Source organism: Pseudomonas sp. PvP025 (genome assembly GCF_017832155.1).
In the GTDB taxonomy this organism is placed as follows: domain Bacteria; phylum Pseudomonadota; class Gammaproteobacteria; order Pseudomonadales; family Pseudomonadaceae; genus Aquipseudomonas.
Genome location: NZ_JAFIBJ010000001.1, coordinates 4,981,695 through 4,997,866 on the forward strand (window position 1 = coordinate 4,981,695; position 16,172 = coordinate 4,997,866).

The following is a 16,172-nucleotide window of genomic DNA, read 5'->3' on the forward strand; positions in this document are numbered from 1 at the left end:
TTCACAAAAAAACCGGGCTCATCGCTGAGCCCGGTTTTTTTTCGCCGGGCGTTTCTTCACGCGGCGCTGTCGACGTGGAAGTCCAGCATGCTCACGCCCGTGAGCAGATCCATCTCCGGCCAATCCGCATGTTGATGCCCGCCCAGGGCGCAATACACCAGCCAGTGGCGGTCCTGAACGTTGAACGCCAGGCTGCCGATCAGCGCCTCCTGTTCATCACTTTGGGCGACCAGATACAACCGGTCCTGGTTCTGCGCATGCAACATGACAAGCTCCCGGGCGTTCGAAGGGCAACAGAATGGCTTGTTAAGGTGACGTTCAGGTGACGCTGTAAATTACTCGATACATTAATCGCAAGTGGACGGGATCGTTACAGGCGCAGGGCGCCACTACCGTTCAGGTGTGTCCGAATGGATATCAGCGTATGGGTTCACCGAGGTTTGCGATGGCGCTGCCCGCACTGTTGATCAATGTCATGGCTCTATTGCTGGCCGGCCTCGCGGCGGCGCTGCTGTTCGTTGCGCGTTTTTGCGAGCAGCGCGCAATGGCCGACCTCACCGCCCAGAGCGAAGAGCGCGCGATCGACCAACCCATGCTGTTTCTGGATGTGCGCATCGAGCGGGCGCATCGCCTGGCTTACCGTATAGGGTTTGCAGGTCTCGGGCTGGCGCTGGTCCTGTCCTGGCTCAGCACCCATTTTTAAGATCACTGCAATACCCCCTGTGTGAAGGTGCTTACAGAGGGATTCCGGCTTTGACGCGGTACTGGTTGCGCACCGGCGTTGCGTACTGCGTCACCAGGTAGGGCCGGTGTTCCGCTGGGCACTCATTCAAACGCCTTTCCCATTCCGTTTTCGCCTTGGCCAGCTCATCGGCCGGGAAGACTTCAGCCGCGGTTGGCACCTGCAACTGCGGGTCTGCATCGGCCCACTGCGCATACGCCAGGTAATGCACCGGGAACAACCGATAACCGCCGAGAATCTGCCGGTCCATTTCCACGGCCAGCAGCTTGGTGTCCTCGAAGCGCTCGGTGATCGGCGGTGCGAAGTTGATGTGCACGCGGCCCTTGTAGCCGGTGATACCCAGCGCGATGCTCACATCGTCCTCGCCCGGCGCCTTGCTGTAGGTGCCGGTGGTGGCGCGGATATACAGCTCGCGCGCCTTCGCGGTATCGCAGGGGTCGTACTCGTAGCTGATGGATACCGGCGTCAGGTTCAACGACTGGATGACCTCGGCAAACGGCTCATCCTTGCGGCTCACGTGGAACATCTTGAGGATCGCCGATTCGGTGCGATCATCCCCGTCCTTGGCGCGGCCTTCGGCCTGGGCGATCCAGATGGACTGGCAGTCATTGCGGATCGAATGATTGATGTAGGCCGACAGCAAATGATACGCCGCCATCTTTTCCTTTCGCCCGGTGATCGAGCGGTGCACGATGAAGCTCTTGTTCAGGCGCATCAGGTCGCTGACAAACGGCTTTTGCAGCAGATTGTCACCGATGGCGATGCGTGGCGTCGGCAGACCGGCGTGGTACACGGCATAGTTGACGAACGCCGGGTCCATCACGATATCGCGGTGGTTGGCCAGGAACAGGTACGCGGTGCCGGACTTGAGCTGTTCGACGCCGGTGTAGGTCACGCCGTCGGTCGCGCGGTCGATGGTGTGGTCGACGTAGTACTCGACCTTGTCCTGCAGCGTGGCCACGGTGGTGACGCCGGCGAATTCACGGCGCAGCTTGCGGGCAATCATCGGCTTGAGCAGCCAGCCCAGGGTGCCGGCGAAGCGGGGGAAGCGGAAGTGGGTCAGGATGTCCAGAAAGGCCTTGTCGCTGAACAGACGTGCCAGCACTGCCGGGACTTCGCTGTCGTTGTAAGGTCGGATGGTATCGAATTCGCCCATCATGCTCTCTTGTTGGAAACGGCTAAGGTAAGTAGAGGAAATACCAGGGTGCGGCGCGGGTAAGTTGGCCCGGCCGATCAATAGCCCTGTCAATAGACCGGCGATTATACGCACAAGTCACCTGGGAGACTGCGATGCTGGAAACTGAACCGTATGATTGTCCTTATTGTGGTGAGCCGGCGGAGGCGGTGCTGGATCTTTCCGGTGGCGATCAGTGCTATATCGAGGATTGCCCGGTCTGTTGCCGACCGATCAATTTCATCCTGCAAACGGATGGCCATGAATGGATGCTTGAAGTCCACGCCGAGAACGAATAGCAGGCACGCCCATGCAGCGAATCTACGAACCGGAAAACCTCATGGAAGGCGAGTTGCTGCAACAGATGCTCGCCAGCGAGGGCATCGAGGCACATCTGGTGGGGCGCCATCTGCTCGGGGGCACTGGCGAGTTGCCGATTTTCGGCCTGCTGGGGCTGGAGGTCGATAATGATCACGCTGCCTATGCCCGTGAGCTGATCACCGCCTATATCGGCGCGCAGCCCCTGCCCGGTGATGAACCCGACAGCTTTCCCGACGTGCTGGTCTGTTAGGCTGTCGGTCGGTTTACCCCAAGAGTCGTGTTGCCCCATGTGTGGACGTTATGCCCTGTTTCGCTGGAATCCCGGCTTTGCCGCCCTGCCGGGCTTTCCGGCGGACCAGCAGGCCCAGTGGAACATTTCCCCGAATGACTCAGTGCTGATCCAGCGCCAGAGCGAAGGCCAGCGCACCCTGGCGCGTGCCCGCTGGGGCCTGACCCCGCCGTGGCTGACTGATCTTTCCCGCACACCGGCCCATGCGCGCGCCGAAACCCTGGCGGAGCAACCGATGTTCCGCGAGGCGTTTCGCCAGCGTCGCTGCCTGCTGCCGGCCAACGGTTTTTACGAATGGCGCGGTACCCAGCGCAAACGCCCGTACTGGTTGACGCCGGGGGAGGGCTCGACGCTGTTTTTCGCGGCGATCTGGGAAGCCTACCCGGTGCAGGAACAGGTGTGGCTGAGCACTGCGGTGGTCACCCAGGCCGCGCAAAGCCAGCGCCGGCCGCTGATCCTGGATGCTGCGGGCCAGGCGGCGTGGCTCGATCCCGAGACCCCGTTGCACGTATTGCAGGCGCTGCTGGCCAGTGAGCCCACCGCGTTGCGCGAAAGGGTCCTGGCCAATATGGTCAACGATCCCAAGCTCAACGGCCCGGAGTGCCTGACCCCGGCCTGACAGTTGCTGCCGTCGGTACACTCTTGTGGGATGTATCGGAAATACAGCAGTTAAACGTCGTGTGTATCTGGCGCGGATACACACGAGGGCCTACGATACGCGCCATGTTTTCAGGGAGCGTCTCGCATGAAAAAGTCATTGGCAGTAAGTGTATTGGCGGCGGCCATGCTGCTGGCCGGGTGTCAGTCGGTCAACACCACCAGCGGCGGCGCCGTTGGGGTTGAGCGCAAGCAATACATGTTCAGCATGCTGTCGAGTCAGGAAGTCGACCAGATGTATGCCCAGTCCTACCAGCAGACGTTGGGCGAAGCCAGTGGCAAAGGCCTGGTGGACAAAACCAGTGCCAACGCCAAACGCGTGCAGGCGATTGCCAATCGGCTGATCGCCCAGGCGCCCACCTTCCGTCCGGATGCGGCGCAGTGGAAGTGGGAAGTGAACCTGATCAAGAGCGACGAGATGAACGCCAACTGCGGGCCTGGCGGCAAAATCTTCGTGTACAGCGCATTGATCGACAATCTCAAGCTCACCGATGACGAACTGGCCGCAGTGATGGGCCATGAAATTGCCCACGCCTTGCGCGAGCATGGCCGTGAAGCCATGTCCAAGGCCTATGGCATCCAGATGGCCAAGCAAGGCGCCGGTGCGATATTCGGCCTGGGCCAGGACAGCCTGGCGCTGGCCGATACCGTGGCCAACTACGGCATGACCTTGCCCAACAGCCGCAGCAATGAAAACGAAGCCGACCTGATCGGCCTGGAGCTGTCGGCCCGCGCCGGCTACAACCCGAACGCGGCGATCACGCTGTGGAACAAGATGGCCAAGGCTTCCGAAGGCTCACCGCCCGAGTTCATGAGCACTCACCCGGCCTCCGATAGCCGGATCGCCTCGCTGCAGGCGGCCATTCCGAAAGTGATGCCGCTGTACCAACAGGCCAAAAAATCCTGATATTCCAAGCTGATGAAGACCTGAGTGTGGGAGGGGGCTTGCTCCCGGTAGCAGTGGATCAGCCAAGGCATACCTGGCTGAAGCACCGCAATCGGGAGCAAGCCCCCTCCCACATTTGGCGCTAGATCCACCCGCTGCTTTGCATGGCCTTGTACACCGCCACAATCGCCAGGATGAAAAACGCCGTCGCTGCCAACCGGCGAATCAGGGTCAGTGGCAGTTTCTCCGCGGCAAAATTCCCCGCCAGCACCACCGGTACGTTGGCAATCAACATGCCCAGGGTCGTGCCGATAATCACCAGCCACAGCTCCGGGTACTGCGCCGCCAGCATCACCGTGGCGATCTGCGTCTTGTCACCGATCTCCGCGAGGAAGAACGCAATCAGCGTGGTCAGAAACGGTCCGAACTTGCGCGTGGTGCTGGCCTCGTCATCGTCGAGTTTGTCCGGTACCAGCGTCCACAAGGCCGTGGCACAGAAGCTTGCGGCGAGAATCCAGTGCAGCACCGCGTCCGAGAAAAAGCTGCCAAACCAGGCGCCTACGGCACCGGCGGCCGCATGGTTGGCCAGGGTCGCGGCGACGATGCCGGCGATGATCGGCCAGGGTTTGCGAAAGCGTGCGGCAAGGATGAGCGCGAGCAGTTGCGTCTTGTCGCCAATTTCGGCCAAGGCAACGATTGCGGTGGGGACGAGCAGAGAATCCAGCATCAGGTAGGTTCCAGGGGCGGGTCGACACGGCTATGACACGAACAGCCTTCCCGCCCCGGGTAAGGTGTGCGTGTCATAGGTCTTGTCAAACCCCGGTCCGTCTGTGCGGACTCCTGGGTCGCATACGCCATGGTCTGTTGACCAAGTATGTTGACGTATGCCGGACGAGATTGAACTCGTGGGAGACTACTCCCCTAGGACGGAGCGGATTCTGCCTAGCCAGGACACATTCGGCAAGCCTTCTTTTTCAAACGCCCGTTAGGGACGCTTGGCGCGGTAAATGCGAAAACCGTTACCCTCGGCCTTCACCGCACAGATGCCCAGGTGCTCTTCGATCAGCGGCTGATACTTCAGGAAGCTATTGGCGACCAGGCGAAGTTCGCCACCTTTTGCCAGGTGTTTTGCCGCTTTTCGCAGCAAGTTCTCGGTGGCGAAATAATCGGTGTGCACGCCGACGTGAAACGGCGGGTTGCTCAGGATCGCATTCAAACCCATCGGCGCGGCGTCGATACCGTTGCCGGTCAGCACCTCGGCTTCCAGGCCGTTGGCTGCCAGGGTCAGGCGGCTGCTGGCGGTGGCGAAGGCGTCGACATCCAGCATCGTCACGCTGTTGTGCGGGTAGCGACGCTTGACCGCCGCCCCCAGCACACCAGCGCCGCAACCGAAGTCCAGCAGATGGCCGCTCGGCAGCTTGTCCAGATGCGCCAACAGCAACTCGGTGCCGCGATCAAGGCGCCCGTGGCTGAACACGCCTGGCAGGCTGACCACCTTCAGCGGGCCCTCGGCCAGCGGCACCTCGAACACCTGTGCCAGGCTTTCCAGTTCTACGCTCTGCGGTGCGTTGACTACGGTGATTTGCCACAGTTGGCAATGCCGCGCATTGTCCAGCTTGCGCGGTTTGCCGAATGGGGCCAGCTGCTTGGCGGCACTTTCGATACCGCCTTTTTTCTCTCCCACCAGAAACAGCTCGGCGCCGGGCAGGCGTGCGGCCACCGCATTGAGCAGGTAATCGGTGAGGTCCTTGGACTTGGGCAGGAAGATCACCGCCGCGTCGAACGCGCGCTCGGGTACATTCACGCCAAACGCGCTGCGCTCCGGGAAGCGTGCGTCGAGCGCCGCCTGGTCACCGGCGTGCCAGCACCAGCCGTGGGCATTGGGCAGACGACCGAGCAAGTCGTCAGCCGGCAAACCGACCAGCAGCAGGTTGCCTTGAAAAAGTTCGGGCTGGCGAAGCAGCACTTCACTGCGCGGATCCATGGTCTGCTCCTTGAAAAAAGGGCGCAGTCTATCAACTGACGACCCGCAGCGGGGCGCCGTCGAAAAAGCCTCGGGCGTTTTCCGCCAGTTGTCCGACGATGCGCTGGCGCGCCTCGCGGCTGCCCCAGGCGTTATGCGGCGTGACGATCAACCGAGGAATATCGCCGGCCAGCAGCGGGTTGCCATTGGCCGGCGGCTCCACGCTCAGCACATCCGTGGCGGCACCGCCCAGATGGCCGCTGCGCAACGCGTCGGCCAGCGCCTGTTCATTGATCAAACCGCCGCGCGCTGTGTTGACCACCAACGCGCCGGGCTTGAGCAGCGCCAGCTCGCGAGCGCCGATCATGTTGCGGGTGTGCTCGTTGAGCGGGCAGTGCAGGGTCAGCGCGTCGACCTGCGCCAGCAACTCATCCAGCGGCACCCGATCGGCTCGGGCAGGGCGGCCAGGAATGGCGCCCAGCAGCACGCGCATGCCAAAGGCTTCGGCCAGTTGCGCAACGGCGCCGCCCAGTTCGCCATGGCCGAGCAGGCCGAGGGTTTTGCCTTGCAGCTCGACAATCGGATGGTCCAGCAGGCAAAACTGCGTGGCCGCCTGCCATTTGCCGGCGGCCACGTCGCGCTGATAGTCCTGCAGGCGCGTGGCCAGGTTGAGCAGCAGCATCAGCGTGTGCTGCGCCACCGACGGCGTGCCGTAGCCCTGGCAGTTGCTCACGGTGATGCCGTGGGCGCGGGCGGCCGCAAGGTCAACGTTGTTGGTGCCGGTGGCCGCTACGAGGATCAGCTTGAGCTCGGGGCAGGCGGCCAGCGTGTTGGCGTCGAGCGCGACCTTGTTGCTGATGGCGACCTGGGCACCCTGCAGGCGCTCGATCAGATTCTGCGCGGTGGTTTGCTCGAACAGCTGCAGGTCGCTGAAGCAGGCCTGCAAACCGCTGAGGTCGAGGTCGCCCAGGTCGAGGGAAGGATGATCGAGGAAGACGGCGCGGCGATTGTTCATGCTCAACTGTACCTTTTGCGACGAAGTTCGAAGGCGTACTCTGCCGAGACTATCAGATGAAATAATCCGTTACGTAAAGGGAGCGAACATGTACCTCGCCGAGTTTTTGACCGTGGCTCTGATTCACCTGTTGGCAGTGGCCAGCCCCGGCCCGGATTTCGCTGTGGTGGTGCGCGAAAGCGTGACCCACGGCCGTCGCGCCGGGACCTGGACTGCGCTGGGCGTCGGTTCGGCTATTTTCCTGCACGTGGGTTACTCGCTGCTGGGCATTGGCTTGATCGTGTCCCAATCCATCGTGCTGTTCAACGCGCTGAAATGGGCGGCGGCGGCCTACCTGCTGTACATCGGCTTCAAGGCCCTACGCGCACAGCCGGCCAAACCGCCGGCCGAGGGCGAGTTGCACCGAGAAGTGGGCGAGCGCACGCCGCGTGGAGCGTTTACCGCAGGGTTCGTGACCAATGGCTTGAACCCCAAGGCCACGTTGTTTTTCCTCTCGTTGTTCACCGTGGTGATCAACCCGCACACACCGTTGGCGATCCAGGCCGGTTACGGCGTGTACCTGGCCGTGGCGACCGCGTTGTGGTTCTGCCTGGTGGCGATGCTGTTCAGTCAGCAGCGCGTGCGCGCGGGGTTTGCGCGGATGGGCCACTGGTTTGATCGGACGATGGGGGCGGTGTTGATTGCGATTGGGGTGAAATTGGCGTTTACCAGCGTGAAATAACCCGCTTGAGCGCCTCAACTGCTGGCGCAAAGCTAGCATTTGCAGCGCTCTGCAAATCATTCCTTTGGCTGATTTGGTTGAAACACAAGGTCTCTACAGTGCAAGTCTTCAAGCCAAGACCGTGCAGTCATAAAAAGGGATTCGTATGTTGCAGACCCGTGTTATCCCACCCGCCGAAGGCGCTTACCAATACCCGTTGTTGATCAAACGCCTGTTGATGTCCGGCACCCGCTACGAAAAGACCCGGGAAATCATCTACCGCGACAAACTGCGCTACACCTACCCGACGCTGATCGAGCGCGTCGCGCGGCTGGCCAATGTGCTCACTGAGGCCGGGGTCAAGGCCGGTGACACCGTCGCGGTGATGGACTGGGACAGCCACCGCTACCTGGAATGCATGTTCGCCATCCCGATGATCGGCGCGGTGGTGCATACCATCAATGTGCGCCTGTCGCCGGAACAGATCCTCTACACCATGAACCATGCCGAGGACCGCTTTGTGCTGGTCAACAGCGAGTTCGTCGAGCTCTACCAGGCCATCGCCGGGCAGCTCACCACGGTGGACAAGACCCTGCTGCTCACCGACGGCGACGCCCACACCGCCGAGTTGCCCAACCTGGTAGGCGAGTACGAAACCCTGCTGGCCGCTGCCAGCCCCACGTACACCTTCGAGGATTTCGACGAACACTCGGTCGCTACCACCTTCTACACCACCGGCACCACCGGCAATCCCAAGGGTGTGTACTTCACCCATCGCCAACTGGTGCTGCACACCATTGGCGTGGCGACCATCATGGGCAGCGTCGACAGCGTGCGCCTGCTGGGCACCAGCGACGTGTACATGCCGATCACACCGATGTTCCATGTGCATGCGTGGGGCCTGCCATACGTGGCGACCATGCTCGGTTTGAAGCAGGTGTACCCCGGCCGCTACGACCCGGAATACCTGGTGGAGTTATGGCACAAGGAGCGCGTTACCTTCTCCCATTGTGTGCCGACCATTCTGCAAATGCTGCTCAACGCCAAGGCTGCCCAGGACGTGGACTTTGGCGGCTGGAAAATCGTCATCGGCGGCAGCGCCCTCAACCGCACCCTGTATGAAGCGGCCAAGGCGCGGGGCATTCAGCTGACTGCCGCCTATGGCATGTCCGAGACCGGGCCGCTGGTGTCCTGCGCCCACCTCAACGATGAGTTGATGGCCGGCAGCGAAGATGAACGCACCACCTATCGCATCAAGGCCGGTGTGCCGGGGCCACTGGTGGATGCGGCGATTGTCGACGCCGATGGCAACTTTCTGCCCGCCGATGGCGAGTCCCAGGGCGAACTGGTGCTGCGTGCGCCGTGGCTCAGTGAAGGCTATTTCAACGAGCCGCAAAAGGGCGCCGAGCTGTGGGCCGGCGGCTGGATGCACACCGGCGACGTGGCCACCCTGGATGCGTTTGGCGTGATCGATATTCGCGACCGCATCAAGGATGTGATCAAGACCGGCGGCGAGTGGGTCTCGTCCCTGGCCCTCGAAGACCTGGTCAGCCGTCACCCGGCGGTGCGCGAAGTTGCCGTGGTGGGCATCGCCGATCCACAGTGGGGCGAGCGCCCGTTTGCGTTGCTGGTGGTGCGCGATGGCCATGAGATTGGCGCGCGCGAACTCAAGGAACACCTCAAGCCGTTCGTGGAATTGGGCCACCTGAGCAAGTGGGCGATTCCGAGCCAGATCGCCGTTGTTACGGAAATTCCCAAGACCAGCGTCGGCAAACTCGACAAAAAACGTATCCGCGTCGACATCATCGAATGGCAGGCCAACAACAGCACGTTCCTGTCCACCCTCTGAGTGCGTTCGCCGTGCCCGTTCGGGCACGGCAATGCTCTATCTTGCGGCTTTACTTGTGATTTGCCGATTTTCAGCCATCCTTCCCGCGTCGGCCTTCGCCGACGTGGCGAAAGGACTGTGGCAGACGGGTTGGTGATGCAAATCACACTTTAGAGGGATCAAGCGGTATGCCCTGCTGGCTATAGTCACTCACAGAGTTTTTCAAGGATGTTGCACTTCAGGCCATGGGGGCCTGGTTGCCGGGCGGCATTGGAATCGTTGTATTCCGGCCGTTACACGCATCAACGAAAAAACTCACTGCCATAACAATAATGCACATGGAGTAGCGTCGATGACCTCAGTAAACCAGTTCTGGCGCCGGGCAAAACTGCCCCTGGCCGTCAGTCTCGCCTCTACGCTCGCCGGGCCTGCATTCGGCGTCAGTTTCAATATCGGTGAAATCGAAGGGAGCTTTGACTCGTCGCTGTCCGTGGGCGCCAGTTGGTCCACTGCCAAGGCCAATCGTGACCTGATCGGCGCCAATAACGGCGGCCGGGGTTTGTCCCAAACGTCCGATGACGGCCACCTGAACTTCAAGCGCGGCGAGACCTTCTCGAAGATCTTCAAGGGCATTCACGACCTGGAACTGAAATACGGCGATACCGGCGTGTTTGTGCGTGGCAAATACTGGTATGACTTTGAGCTCAAAGACGAAAGCCGGCCATTCAAGGACATCAGTGACAACAACCGCAAAGAGGGCGCCAAGTCCTCGGGCGGGCAGATTCTCGATGCGTTCATCTACCACAACTACAGCATTGCCGATCAGCCGGGTAACGTGCGGTTCGGCAAGCAGGTGGTGAGCTGGGGTGAAAGTACCTTCATCGGCGGCGGCATCAACTCCATCAACCCGATCGACGTGTCTGCGTTCCGTCGTCCGGGTGCCGAGATCAAGGAAGGCCTGATCCCGGTCAACATGTTCTATGTGTCCCAGACACTCACCGACAACCTGTCGGCCGAGGCGTTTTACCAACTGGAGTGGGACCAGACCGTTACCGATAACTGCGGCACCTTCTTCTCCCAGCCTGACGTGATTTCCGACGGCTGCAGCAATAACCTGCGCGTGCTGAACAAGCGCTCGACCATTCCGGGCGCAGCATTGCCGACCCTGAATGCGCTGGGCGTGGACGTCAACGGCGAGGGCGTGCTGGTGCGCCGTGGGCCGGACCGTGATGCGCGCGACAGCGGCCAGTTCGGCATGGCCATGCACTACAACTTCGAACCGCTGGACACCGAGTTCGGCGCGTACTTCATGAACTACCACAGCCGTGCGCCGATCTTCAGCGCCCAGGGCGCGCCGGCGTCGGCGTTCACTCGACCACTGGGGCCGCTGGCGGCACTGCGTCCGCTGATCGTGGCGGGCAGTTCCAACTACTTCGTCGAATACCCGGAAGATATCCGTCTCTACGGCCTGAGCTTCTCCACCACGCTGCCTACCGGCACCGCCTGGAGCGGTGAGCTGAGCTACCGTCCGAATGCACCGGTGCAACTGAGCACCACCGACATTCTGTTCGCCGGCGTCACGCCGATTCCGGGCTTTGGCAATGCGTCCGTGCTCAAGGGCAGCCCGGGCCAGGACCTGCACGGTTACAACCGCAAGGAAGTGACGCAGTTCCAGACCACCTTCACGCACTTCTTCGACCAAGTGATGGGCGCCAGCCGCCTGACCACCGTCGGTGAAATCGGTGTAACCCATGTGGGCGGGCTGGAGAGCAAGTCCCAGGCCCGTTATGGCCGTGATCCGGTCTTCGGCCCGGGCACCTTGCCGGGCGGCTTCTGCAATGCGCTCAACGCTTCCACCGCCAACGGCGCCGGTCTGCCCAATGCGGCCGGCCTGAACACCAACTGCAGCAACGACGGCTACACCACCGCCACCTCGTGGGGCTACCGCGCACGCGCCATCTGGGAATACCCGGATGTGTTCGCCGGGGTCAACCTCAAGCCGAACGTGGCCTGGTCCCATGACGTCAAGGGTTACTCCCCGGGCCCTGGCGGCAACTTTGAAGAAGGCCGCAAGGCGGTCAGCCTGGGCCTGGATGCCGAGTACCAGAACACCTACACCGCGAGCCTGGCCTACACCAACTTCTTTGGTGGCAAGTTCAGCACCGTGGACGACCGCGACTTCGTGGCCTTGAGCTTCGGCGCCAACTTCTAAGCACACTTTTCCAAGCGGCATGCATTTTCAGGAAGAACAACAACATGAAAATAAGCAAAAGTCTGTTGCACATCGGGGTGCTGGGGCTGTCGATCATGGCGAGCCACGTCATGGCGGCCGTCTCGGCGGATGAAGCCGCCAAGCTGGGCACAAGCCTGACGCCAATGGGCGCCGAAATGGCCGGTAACGCAGCCGGCACCATTCCGAAATGGTCGCCCATGCCAACCAACGCCGGTGCGGTCGATGCCCGTGGTTTCCTGGCCAACCCCTACGCCAGTGAGCAACCACAATTCACCATCACCGCGCAGAACGTCGAGCAGTACAAGGACAAGCTGGCGCCGGGGCAATACGCGATGTTCAAGCGCTACCCGGAAACCTTCAAAATGCCGGTTTACCCGACCCATCGTGGCGCCACCGTGCCGGCTGATGTGTTCGCCGCGATCAAGAAGAACGCTACCACCACCAACCTGGTGTCCGGCGGCAACGGCCTGGAAAACTTCTCAACGGCCGTGCCGTTCCCGATTCCGAAGACCGGCGTTGAGGTGATCTGGAACCACATCACCCGCTATCGCGGTGGCAGCGTGACGCGTCTGGTCACCCAGGCTACGCCGCAAACCAACGGTTCCTACAGCCTGGTGTACTTCCGCGACCAGTTCGTGTTCCGCGACAAGATGAAGGACTTCGACCCGAAAAACCCGGGCAACGTGTTGTTCTACTTCAAGCAGCAAGTGACCGCGCCGGCGCGTCTGGCCGGTGGCGTGCTGTTGGTGCACGAAACCCTGGACCAGGTGAAGGAGCCGCGTTCGGCGTGGGTCTATAACGCCGGTCAGCGCCGCGTGCGCCGGGCGCCGCAAGTGTCCTATGACGGGCCGGGCACTGCCGCCGACGGCCTGCGTACCTCCGACAACCTCGACATGTACAACGGCGCACCGGATCGCTACGACTGGAAGCTGGAAGGCAAGAAAGAAATCTACATCGCCTCCAACAGCTACAAGATCGACGACCCCAAGCTCAAGTACGCCGACATCATCAAGGCCGGCCACATCAACCAGGACCTGACGCGTTATGAACTGCGCCGTGTCTGGCACGTGGTCGCCACCCTGAAGGAAGGCCAGCGCCACATCTATGCCAAGCGTGACTTCTTCATCGACGAAGACACCTGGCAGGCTGCGGTGATCGACCATTACGACGGGCGTGGCCAACTGTGGCGCGTCGCCGAGGCCCATGCCGAGAACTACTACGACAAGCAAGTGCCGTGGTACGCCCTGGAAACCCTCTACGACCTGCAGTCCGGCCGCTACCTCGCGCTGGGCATGAAGAACGAAGAGAAACAGGCCTATGACTTCGGCTTCACCGCCACCACCAGCGACTTCACTCCGGCGGCTCTGCGTCAGGATGGTGTTCGCTAAGCGGTAACGGTAACCACTGTGGGAGGGGGCTTGCTCCCGATGGCGTTGGATCAGTCGGTACATCGGTTGACTGATCCGCCGCCATTGGGAGCAAGCCCCTTTCACATTTCTTGTCGCAGTTCTTTTTAAGGCAAATGTTGCAAAGATATACAAGGCAGGCGCTTTTACCGCTAGTCTGCGGACATCTGCAATGCCGACAACAGCCTTCTACAAGAGCCCGGCGATGACTGATCTGTCCCGAATCCAGGGGCCTGCCAATGCGGTCATGCCGCCTCTGGAAGGTCGCTTTTACAGGCCTCCGCTGCCTGACGGCTACGTGCCGCGACCCCGCTTGTGCGAACGGCTGAGCGCGGGACTCGAAGGGCGGTTGCTGCTGGTCAGCGCGCCTGCGGGGTTTGGCAAGAGTTCGTTGGCGGTGGAGTTCTGCCAGGCGTTGCCGCCCCATTGGCAGAGCCTGTGGCTGGGATTGAGCGCGAGGGACAGTGACCCGGGCCGATTCCTCGAACGGCTACTCGAAGGTTTGCAGCACTATTTCCCGCACATTGGCGCCCAGTCCCTTGGCCTGCTGAAAATGCGCCAGCGTCATCAGCCCTTCGCCTTCGAAGAATGGCTCGACGGCCTGCTCGATGAGCTTGCACTGCACCTGTCCACCGGTGCGCCGCTGTTGCTGGTGCTGGATGACTACCATCTGGCCCAGGGCCCGGTGCTGGACCGCTGCCTGCAGTTTTTCCTCAACCACTTGCCCGAGGGCCTGGTGGTGTTGGTCACCAGTCGCCAGCGTCCCGACTGGCACCTGGCGCGATTGCGTTTGTCCCGGCACTTGCTGGAGCTCAACGAGCAGGATCTGCGCCTGACCCATGCCGAATCCCTGGCAGTACTGGACCACCACAGCAGCTCACTGCGCGGCGAGGCGCTGGAGAACCTGATTCGCCGCAGCGAAGGCTGGGTGGCCGGCCTGCGTTTCTGGCTGCTGGCGGCGTCCGAAGCCGGCAGCGAAGAGGCGTTGCCGCAGAGTCTGCACGGCGGCGAGGGGCTGATCCGCGACTACCTGCTCGAAGAGGTGATCGACTGCCTGCCGCCTGAAGTGCAGGCCTTTTTGTTCGATACCGCCCCCCAGGAACGCTTCTGCAGCGAACTGTGCGACGCCGTGCGCGAAGCCCACGACAGCGCGGAAATCCTGCGCTACCTGCAATCGCACCAGGTGTTTCTCGTCCCGCTTGACGATCAGGGCCACTGGTACCGCTATCACCATTTGTTCTCCGACCTGTTGCGCACCCGGCGTGCCAGTGCCGCCGTGCTGCCGGCGGCGAGCCTGCACCTGCGTGCCTGTCGCTGGTTCAATGCCCAGGGCTTGATCGACGAGGCCGTGGAGCAGGCGCTGCGCGCGGGCCATCTGGATGTAGCGGCCAATCTGGTGCAGAACCTGTCCGAAGAACAGCTATTGGCCGAGCAGAATATCGGCATGTTGCTGCGCTGGAAAATGGACCTGCCCGACAGCCTGCTGATCAGCACGCCGCGCCTGATCGTGCTGTACAGCTGGGCATTGGGCCTGGCCTGCCAGTTGGATGCGGCGGAAGAATTGTCCAGCTACCTCAGCCGCTTTCTGCCGGCGCCGTCGGCCACGGCGCAAAGGTCGATGCTGGCGCAGTGGCTGGCGCTGAGCGGGATCATCGCTCGGGGTCGGGGCGACCGCGAGTTGACCCAGCGTTATTGCAGTGAAGCGTTGGAAAGCCTTCCGCAGCGGCGTTATGGCCAGCGTCTGATGTGCCTGTCGACGCTGTCCAACCTGGCCATCGTCGACGCCGATCTGTGGCGTGCCCGTGGTCTGAACCGTGAGTCCCTGGAGCTGGCGCAACGCGTCGGCAACCCGTTGTTCGAGGCGTTGGCCCATTACGACCGCGCGCGGGTATTGCAGGCGCGCGGCGAGGTCCTGCGGGCCCTTGATGAAGTGCACCAGGGGCTGCAGCGCTTGAACGGCCTTGCGCCGCAACGGTTGTATGCGGTGCGCGCGCGGCTGTCGTTGTACGAAGGGTATCTACTGCTGATGCGTAATCAGCCCGACGCCGGTATCGCGCGCCTGCGCGCCGGCCTGACCGAGGCGCGGGCGTGCCGCGATATCAGCGTACTGATCGGTCATTGTGTGATCGCCAGTTTCGAAGGGCGCCGCGCGGATTTCGCCAAGGCCTTTGCCGAGCTGGCCGAGGCCGAGCGCCTGATGCATATCTGGGACGTGCCGCCGATCTACTACCTGGCAATGATCACCCTGATCAAATGCGAACTGTGGCTGGCCCAGGGCCGCACTGACCTGGCCGAAGCCTGGCTGGCGCGGCTCGCGCAAACCTACAGCGGCGAGCAGGCGGCCGCTGCGCCGGAATTTCATCCGCACCTGGCGCAGCATATCGAGCTGCAGCAGGCCACCCTCGATGCGATCCGCCATCAACCCGATGCCGCACTGCAACGTCTCGACGATCTGGCGCAACACGCCCACGACAGCGGGCGGCAGATGATCGCCCTGCTGGCGCTGACCCAGCAGGCGCAATTGCTGCTCGACTGCGGCCAGGAAGTCAAGGCGCGGCCGGTACTGTCGCGTGCGCTCGAAGCGGGGGCGGGCGGCGCGCTGCTGCCATTCCAGCGACTGCTGGACGCGTACCCGGAGTGGATGCGCGAGCAACTGGGCAAAGACGCCCACGGCGTACTCAATCAGAGCTTGCTGGCGCTGCTGCCGGCAACGCTGGCGCCAGACGCCACGCCTGCTCATGAAACCCTGAGCAGCCGAGAGTTGGCGGTGCTGCAATTGATCGCCCAGGGCTGCTCGAACCAGGAGATCAGCAACCGGCTGTTTATTTCCCTGCACACGGTCAAGACCCATGCGAGCCATATCAACAGCAAGCTGGGGGTGGAGCGCAGGACGCAGGCCGTGGCGCGGGCGCAGGCGTTAAGATTGATTGGTTAGCGGAAAAGGGGGAGGGGGACAAC

The 16,172-nt window shown here is 62.1% G+C and carries 15 protein-coding genes and 1 riboswitch; of the genes, 10 read left to right on the forward strand and 5 right to left on the reverse strand.

Annotated elements, in window-relative coordinates; genetic code table 11:
• Positions 1-56 precede the first annotated feature (56 nt).
• Positions 57-266, reverse strand: coding sequence for a hypothetical protein (locus JOE32_RS21680; RefSeq protein WP_209988705.1), 210 nt, complete (start codon positions 264-266; stop codon positions 57-59).
• A 179-nt stretch (positions 267-445) separates the two neighbouring features.
• Between JOE32_RS21680 and JOE32_RS21685 the strand changes: the two genes are divergently transcribed.
• The gene (locus tag JOE32_RS21685) at positions 446-703 is read left to right on the forward strand and encodes a hypothetical protein (RefSeq protein WP_209988707.1); all 258 of its coding nucleotides are present in this window, start codon (positions 446-448) and stop codon (positions 701-703) included.
• A 31-nt stretch (positions 704-734) separates the two neighbouring features.
• On the opposite strand, the gene JOE32_RS21690 is transcribed toward JOE32_RS21685, so the two are convergent.
• The gene (locus JOE32_RS21690; protein WP_209988710.1) at positions 735-1,898 is read right to left on the reverse strand and encodes a 1-acyl-sn-glycerol-3-phosphate acyltransferase; all 1,164 of its coding nucleotides are present in this window, start codon (positions 1,896-1,898) and stop codon (positions 735-737) included.
• A 134-nt stretch (positions 1,899-2,032) separates the two neighbouring features.
• Between JOE32_RS21690 and JOE32_RS21695 the strand changes: the two genes are divergently transcribed.
• The 4 genes from JOE32_RS21695 (at position 2,033) to JOE32_RS21710 (ending at position 4,090) form a co-directional block, all read left to right on the forward strand.
• Entirely contained in the window at positions 2,033-2,215 is a 183-nt protein-coding gene (locus JOE32_RS21695; protein WP_209988713.1) for a CPXCG motif-containing cysteine-rich protein, read from the forward strand.
• 11 nt (positions 2,216-2,226) lie between these two features.
• Complete coding sequence (locus tag JOE32_RS21700; protein ID WP_209988716.1) at positions 2,227-2,487, forward strand: DUF2007 domain-containing protein; 261 nt, start codon at positions 2,227-2,229, stop codon at positions 2,485-2,487.
• Between the two features lie 37 nt (positions 2,488-2,524).
• Complete coding sequence (locus tag JOE32_RS21705) at positions 2,525-3,145, forward strand: SOS response-associated peptidase (protein ID WP_209988718.1); 621 nt, start codon at positions 2,525-2,527, stop codon at positions 3,143-3,145.
• A 126-nt stretch (positions 3,146-3,271) separates the two neighbouring features.
• Positions 3,272-4,090: a M48 family metallopeptidase gene (locus tag JOE32_RS21710; RefSeq protein ID WP_209988721.1), complete on the forward strand. Its 819-nt coding sequence runs from the start codon at positions 3,272-3,274 to the stop codon at positions 4,088-4,090.
• 121 nt (positions 4,091-4,211) lie between these two features.
• On the opposite strand, the gene JOE32_RS21715 is transcribed toward JOE32_RS21710, so the two are convergent.
• From JOE32_RS21715 to JOE32_RS21725, 3 genes are all read right to left on the reverse strand, one after another.
• On the reverse strand, positions 4,212-4,796 hold the full coding sequence (locus JOE32_RS21715) for a TMEM165/GDT1 family protein (RefSeq protein ID WP_004372026.1): 585 nt from the start codon (positions 4,794-4,796) through the stop codon (positions 4,212-4,214).
• Positions 4,797-4,884: 88 nt separating this feature from the next.
• Positions 4,885-5,003: riboswitch (yybP-ykoY riboswitch) on the reverse strand.
• A gap of 51 nt (positions 5,004-5,054) precedes the next feature.
• Positions 5,055-6,053: a class I SAM-dependent methyltransferase gene (locus JOE32_RS21720; RefSeq protein ID WP_209988725.1), complete on the reverse strand. Its 999-nt coding sequence runs from the start codon at positions 6,051-6,053 to the stop codon at positions 5,055-5,057.
• Between the two features lie 31 nt (positions 6,054-6,084).
• Entirely contained in the window at positions 6,085-7,047 is a 963-nt protein-coding gene (locus tag JOE32_RS21725) for a 2-hydroxyacid dehydrogenase (protein WP_209988728.1), read from the reverse strand.
• Positions 7,048-7,135: 88 nt separating this feature from the next.
• On the opposite strand from JOE32_RS21725, the gene JOE32_RS21730 reads away from it, so the two are divergent.
• The 5 genes from JOE32_RS21730 (at position 7,136) to JOE32_RS21750 (ending at position 16,149) form a co-directional block, all read left to right on the forward strand.
• A complete protein-coding gene (locus JOE32_RS21730; RefSeq protein WP_209988730.1) occupies positions 7,136-7,768 on the forward strand; it encodes a LysE family transporter in 633 nt (210 codons plus the stop codon).
• 145 nt (positions 7,769-7,913) lie between these two features.
• Positions 7,914-9,596 carry a fatty acid--CoA ligase gene (locus tag JOE32_RS21735; protein WP_209988733.1) on the forward strand — a complete coding sequence of 561 codons (1,683 nt, stop codon included), beginning with the start codon at positions 7,914-7,916 and terminating at the stop codon, positions 9,594-9,596.
• 331 nt (positions 9,597-9,927) lie between these two features.
• Positions 9,928-11,787, forward strand: a complete 1,860-nt coding sequence (locus JOE32_RS21740) for a DUF1302 domain-containing protein (protein WP_209988735.1) — start codon at positions 9,928-9,930, stop codon at positions 11,785-11,787.
• A 44-nt stretch (positions 11,788-11,831) separates the two neighbouring features.
• Positions 11,832-13,196 carry a DUF1329 domain-containing protein gene (locus JOE32_RS21745; RefSeq protein ID WP_209988739.1) on the forward strand — a complete coding sequence of 455 codons (1,365 nt, stop codon included), beginning with the start codon at positions 11,832-11,834 and terminating at the stop codon, positions 13,194-13,196.
• 223 nt (positions 13,197-13,419) lie between these two features.
• Complete coding sequence (locus JOE32_RS21750; RefSeq protein WP_209988745.1) at positions 13,420-16,149, forward strand: LuxR C-terminal-related transcriptional regulator; 2,730 nt, start codon at positions 13,420-13,422, stop codon at positions 16,147-16,149.
• Positions 16,150-16,172: the final 23 nt, after the last annotated feature.

Excerpts from the sequence above, each read along its gene's own strand:
- JOE32_RS21680 (WP_209988705.1), bottom strand. The coding sequence starts at position 266 with ATGTTGCATGCGCAGAACCAGGACCGGTTGTATCTGGTCGCCCAAAGT.
- JOE32_RS21685 (WP_209988707.1), top strand. The coding sequence starts at position 446 with ATGGCGCTGCCCGCACTGTTGATCAATGTCATGGCTCTATTGCTGGCC.
- JOE32_RS21690 (WP_209988710.1), bottom strand. The coding sequence starts at position 1,898 with ATGGGCGAATTCGATACCATCCGACCTTACAACGACAGCGAAGTCCCG.
- JOE32_RS21695 (WP_209988713.1), top strand. The coding sequence starts at position 2,033 with ATGCTGGAAACTGAACCGTATGATTGTCCTTATTGTGGTGAGCCGGCG.
- JOE32_RS21700 (WP_209988716.1), top strand. The coding sequence starts at position 2,227 with ATGCAGCGAATCTACGAACCGGAAAACCTCATGGAAGGCGAGTTGCTG.
- JOE32_RS21705 (WP_209988718.1), top strand. The coding sequence starts at position 2,525 with ATGTGTGGACGTTATGCCCTGTTTCGCTGGAATCCCGGCTTTGCCGCC.
- JOE32_RS21710 (WP_209988721.1), top strand. The coding sequence starts at position 3,272 with ATGAAAAAGTCATTGGCAGTAAGTGTATTGGCGGCGGCCATGCTGCTG.
- JOE32_RS21715 (WP_004372026.1), bottom strand. The coding sequence starts at position 4,796 with ATGCTGGATTCTCTGCTCGTCCCCACCGCAATCGTTGCCTTGGCCGAA.
- JOE32_RS21720 (WP_209988725.1), bottom strand. The coding sequence starts at position 6,053 with ATGGATCCGCGCAGTGAAGTGCTGCTTCGCCAGCCCGAACTTTTTCAA.
- JOE32_RS21725 (WP_209988728.1), bottom strand. The coding sequence starts at position 7,047 with ATGAACAATCGCCGCGCCGTCTTCCTCGATCATCCTTCCCTCGACCTG.
- JOE32_RS21730 (WP_209988730.1), top strand. The coding sequence starts at position 7,136 with ATGTACCTCGCCGAGTTTTTGACCGTGGCTCTGATTCACCTGTTGGCA.
- JOE32_RS21735 (WP_209988733.1), top strand. The coding sequence starts at position 7,914 with ATGTTGCAGACCCGTGTTATCCCACCCGCCGAAGGCGCTTACCAATAC.
- JOE32_RS21740 (WP_209988735.1), top strand. The coding sequence starts at position 9,928 with ATGACCTCAGTAAACCAGTTCTGGCGCCGGGCAAAACTGCCCCTGGCC.
- JOE32_RS21745 (WP_209988739.1), top strand. The coding sequence starts at position 11,832 with ATGAAAATAAGCAAAAGTCTGTTGCACATCGGGGTGCTGGGGCTGTCG.
- JOE32_RS21750 (WP_209988745.1), top strand. The coding sequence starts at position 13,420 with ATGACTGATCTGTCCCGAATCCAGGGGCCTGCCAATGCGGTCATGCCG.